This is a genomic window from Flavobacterium sp. FPG59 (genome assembly GCF_002150205.1).
Lineage (GTDB): Bacteria > Bacteroidota > Bacteroidia > Flavobacteriales > Flavobacteriaceae > Flavobacterium.
Window position 1 is genome coordinate 1 of sequence record NZ_MTCA01000227.1, and the last position, 4,793, is coordinate 4,793.

Genomic DNA, 4,793 nt, shown 5'->3' on the forward strand with positions numbered 1-4,793 from the left:
GTACTATTAACATTAATAGTGTAATTTGATTTGTGTTAAATTTTCTAAAAATTTGTTTCTTTGATATTTTATTATGATTTTTGTAACATAACTAAATCAAAACATATTTAATATGAGATCAAAATTTAAATGGATTTTTACGCTTTTACTAGCGTTCTCTATGCAGTTTTCTTTTGCCCAAGAAAGAACTATCTCAGGTATAGTATCTGATGCTTCAGGACCAATCCCTGGAGCTAATGTTCTTGTAAAAGGAACTAAAGTTGGTGTTCAAACTGATTTATCAGGGAAATACTCAATTAAGGCGTCTATTGGACAATCTTTAGTTTTTTCATTTATCGGTATGAAAGAAACTGTAGTAGCTATAACAGGTTCTTCTACTGTTAATGTGAAGTTGGTTGAGTCTTCTAATACTCTTGAAGAAGTTGTTGTAACTTCTTTTGGTATTAAAAGAGATAAAAAGTCTTTAGGGTATTCTACTCCTAAAATTGATGCAGCTGAGCTTACTGCAGCAAGAGCTACCAATGTTACAAATCAACTAGCAGGTAAAGTTGCTGGTTTGCGTGTATCTGGTTCTGGAGGTGCTTTTACTGGATCAAGTGTTATTATTAGAGGGTTTACAACGTTTACAGGAAGTAATCAACCTTTATATGTGGTGGATGGTGTTCCAATTGATAATAGTGGAGGAGGAGCTCAATTGCAAAGAGGAGCATCTCCGTCAAATCGTGCTATTGATGTTAACCCGGAAGATGTTGAGAGTGTAGTAGTATTAAAAGATGCTGCGTCAACTGCACTTTATGGTTCAAGAGGTGCGTCTGGAGTTATCATGATTACAACTAAAAAAGGTAAAAAAGGTGCGAAGTCATCTATTACTTTCAATTCAAGTTATAATATTGGTACTGTAAATAGATTACCTGATTATCAAAATGAGTATGCTCAAGGTTTAAACGGTACTTTGACTCCTGCGCAAATTGGAACTGTTATACCAAATAGAACTAATGCTACTGGAACGATGAYTGYMTCTATCATGGGGTCCTAAAATTATGGGGCAAAACATCATAAATTCATTTGGTCAACCTGAAGTTTTGAGAGCTTATGCTAATAATGTTAAGGATATATTTAAAACTGCTTACAACGCACAAAACAATTTAAGTTTTAGTGGAGGTTCTGAAAAATCAACTTTCAGATTAGCATTAGGTAATACTGAAGAAACGTATGTAATTGATAATAATAAATTAATTAGAAATAACCTTACTTTTTCAGGTAACACTCAGGTGACTGATAAATTGAACGTTGGTGCTAATATTACATATACGAACACTACTTCAGAAAGAACAATGCAAGGGAATAACCTTTCTAATCCTTTTTTCAGAGGTTATTTTACACCTAGATCTTACAATTTAACTGGTTTACCTTTTGAGAACGCAACTGGACAGCAGTTGTATGCTGGAGGTGAAGATAATCCATATTGGACAATCAAAAACAATACATATAATGATAAAGTAAATAGAATTTTAGCTAATTTCAATGCTAAATATGATTTTGCTTCTTGGTTGAATGCTGATTTTAAGATTGGTACTGATTTTTATAATCTTAATAGTGCTGGTTTTGATCAAATTGGTAATAGAGGTTCTGGAAATGTTGCAGGGTCTACTAACATTGGTGGATTGGTTGAAAGTGCAACAAATGTACACAACCTTAACTCTTACTTTACTTTAAATGCAACTAAAAAGTTTGGTGATTTCACCTTATCAGGGGCTTTAGGTAATGAATTTAATAATAATTATAGTTTTCAATCCACTGTTACTGGTATCAATCTTGTAGTTCCAGGTTTTGCTAACTTGTCTAATGCAGTAACTTATAATCCTTCGTCATTTATTACTAATACAAAATTGTTTGGTGTTTTTGCAGATGCGGTAATTGAGTACAGGAATTTCTTGTCTGTTAACTTTAAGGCTCGTAACGACTGGTCTTCAACATTATCACCAGCTAATAATTCTATTTTTTATCCTGCTGTTTCTGGTAGTTTTGTGTTAACAGAAGCCTTTCCTGGTTTGAAATCTGGAAATAAAATAAATTTAATTAAATTTAGAGCTAGTTTAGGTGAAGTTGGTAAAGGTGCTCCTGCTTACTCAACTGATTCTTATTTCAATCGTGCAGTTGCCTCTGATGGTTTTGGTCCTAATATTGTTTTTCCTTTTAATGGAAATGCAGGATTTGAGCTTTCAGATGTTGCTGGTAATGCAGCATTAACACCAGAGTTTACAAGAGAGTTTGCTTTTGGTACTGAAATGGCATTTTTTAATAACCGTCTTAGTATTGATGCATCTTTTTATGAAAGAAAGACAAGAAATGTTATTCTAAGTGTTCCTGTTTCACCTGCATCAGGTGTTACTAATGTATTGCAAAATGCAGGTAAATTGTCTACAAGAGGTGTAGAGTTAGCTGTGTCCGGTACTCCAATAAAGTCAAGAAATTTTTCATGGGATCTAGGTGTTAACTATACTCAGTTTGTTTCTAAAGTAGATGAACTTGCTCCAGGAGTTACAAATATCTTCTTAGGTGGGTTTACAACTCCAAACATCCGTTTAGTTGCTGGTGATGAGTATGGTCAGATTTATGGTAACGCTTATCAGCGTAATGCAAATGGTCAAATGTTGATCAATCCTGCAACAGGTTTACCTTTACCTACAGCAGGTGTTGAAAAAATAGGTAATCCAAATCCTGATTTTACAATGGGTATAACGAATACATTTTCATACAAGAATTTTAGTATGTATGTATTGTTAGACATTCGTGAAGGTGGAGATCAATATTCTAGAAACATAGCAGATATTCAAAGAAATGGTGTTGGTGCTGAAACTGCTGAATTCCCTCGTTTTCAGTCTGATAACGTAACACAAACTACTCCTTATGTGTATCAAGGTGTTTACGCTTCAGGGCCTAATGCTGGTCAACCTAATGTTACTGGTGTTACATCACAAGCATATTATGGAAATACAGGTAAATACGTTGCTGCAGAAGGTTTCATTTATGATACCTCTTGGTTTAGAGTTAGAGAGGTTTCTTTGTCTTACAGACTAAGTTCTAAAGTTTTAGATAAAACTCCTTTCAAGCAATTTGAGATTGGTGCTTTTGGTAGAAACTTATTCTTAAGTGCTCCTAATTATCCTCACTTTGATCCTGAACAAAATGCGTTAGGTATTAGTAACGCACAAGGTCTTGAATTTAATTCTTTACCAAATACAAGAACAGTTGGTGTTAATCTTAAAGTTGTACTTTAATAATATTTATAAAAATGAAAAAATTTAGAAACAAAATATTGTCTTCAGTATTCATTGTTGCGTTGTTAACAAGCGGATGTGAATTTGGGGATACTAATATTGATCCAAGCAGTGTAAGTGCTGCTCCTATTAATCAACAATTAACTTCATTAACGGTAAATGTTGGATTTTTAGCGGGTAGTGATTTAAATCGATATAGCTCATTATTAATGCAGCAGTATTCTGGGCAATCAGCTGGAGCTACTACTCAAACTCAGTTCTATGAACAGTTTTTAATTGTTGGTTCTGATGTTGATAATCTATGGTCAAATATATACTCAGTAGTATTGAACGATGCTGAAAATGTAATTAAAGGTGCCAATGCAAATAACAGTCCACATTATTCAGGTGTAGCTAAAATTTTAAAGGCATATACTTATCATTTAGCTGTTGATGCTTGGGGTTCTATTCCTTTTACTGACAGTCAGAAATTATCTTCTAATGTTAAGCCAAAGTTTGATTCTGATGAGGCAATTTACACTAGTTTAATTTCTTTACTTAATGAGGGTATAGCTGAAGTTAATGCTCCTACATCTACAATTTCACCGGGAACTAATAGTTCTATTTTCCCTGGAACTTTCACTACTACTAGAGCTAATTGGGTTAAACTTGCTAATACTTTAAAAATGAGGTTGTTCTTGCATTATAGTGAGAAAAATCCAACTTTCGCAAAATCTGGTATCGATCAGTTAATAAATTCAGGCGCTCCATTAATGGTTAGTAATGCTGATTCTTTTCAAATGGATTTCGTTGATGCAGCTAATGCAAGAAATCCTATAGATCAGTTTGAAACATTACGTGCAGGAAATCTTGTTGTAAACGCCAAGATCGTCAACATGATGAATGCTAAAAATGATCCAAGAAGACAATTTTTCTTCACACAGTTTCCTGCAGGATCAGGACAGTATCTTGGTGCAGTATCAGGAGCACCAGCTAACCCTGGTGGATATTCTAAGTTTCATACATATTTAAGAGGCGCTTTAACTGGTACTACGTATACTGGTTCAGCTCCAATCCGTATGTTGACATTTGCAGAGTATAATTTTATTAGAGCGGAAGCTGCTTTAAGATTTAGTTCACCTGGTTCAGCTCAAACTTTCTTTCAGGCCGGTATTAGAGCTTCTATGGAAAGTGCTGGTGTTGCTTCTTCTGATATAACGGCATATTTGGTAGCTAATGGTACTCTTGCTGGTTCGCCAGCGCAGCAATTAGAGCAGATCATTAATGAAAAATATGTAGCTAATTATGGTGTAGTTTCTGAGCCATGGTCTGATTGGAGAAGAACTGGTTTTCCAGTGTTAGCTCTTCCTTCTAATGCTCTTACTACTTTCATACCAAGATCTTTACTATATCCACAATTAGAGATTGATTTAAATCCTGAGAATGCTACTCAAAAAGCTAATATGAGTGCTAGGGTGTTTTGGGACACAAGACAATAAGAAAAATAAACTTTAAAACCTTCTCTATATGAGA

General features: G+C 34.3%; 3 protein-coding genes. All 3 read left to right on the forward strand.

Translation table 11 applies throughout. From position 1 onward, the window contains the following. Positions 1 to 112: 112 nt before the first annotated feature. The 3 genes from FPG59_RS13925 to FPG59_RS13935 are packed head-to-tail and all read left to right on the forward strand — an operon-like array spanning position 113 to position 4,759. Complete coding sequence (locus FPG59_RS13925; RefSeq protein WP_086455187.1) at positions 113 to 1,036, forward strand: TonB-dependent receptor plug domain-containing protein; 924 nt, start codon at positions 113 to 115, stop codon at positions 1,034 to 1,036. A 4-nt stretch (positions 1,037 to 1,040) separates the two neighbouring features. Beyond that, positions 1,041 to 3,281, forward strand: coding sequence for a TonB-dependent receptor (locus FPG59_RS13930; protein ID WP_086455188.1), 2,241 nt, complete (start codon positions 1,041 to 1,043; stop codon positions 3,279 to 3,281). Positions 3,282 to 3,295: 14 nt separating this feature from the next. Then, positions 3,296 to 4,759: a SusD/RagB family nutrient-binding outer membrane lipoprotein gene (locus FPG59_RS13935; protein ID WP_086455189.1), complete on the forward strand. Its 1,464-nt coding sequence runs from the start codon at positions 3,296 to 3,298 to the stop codon at positions 4,757 to 4,759. Positions 4,760 to 4,793 lie beyond the last annotated feature (34 nt).

What these genes read in the sequence shown, in the direction of transcription:
- FPG59_RS13930 (WP_086455188.1), top strand. Translation starts at nt 1,041, where the DNA reads ATGGGGCAAAACATCATAAATTCATTTGGTCAACCTGAAGTTTTGAGA.
- FPG59_RS13935 (WP_086455189.1), top strand. Translation starts at nt 3,296, where the DNA reads ATGAAAAAATTTAGAAACAAAATATTGTCTTCAGTATTCATTGTTGCG.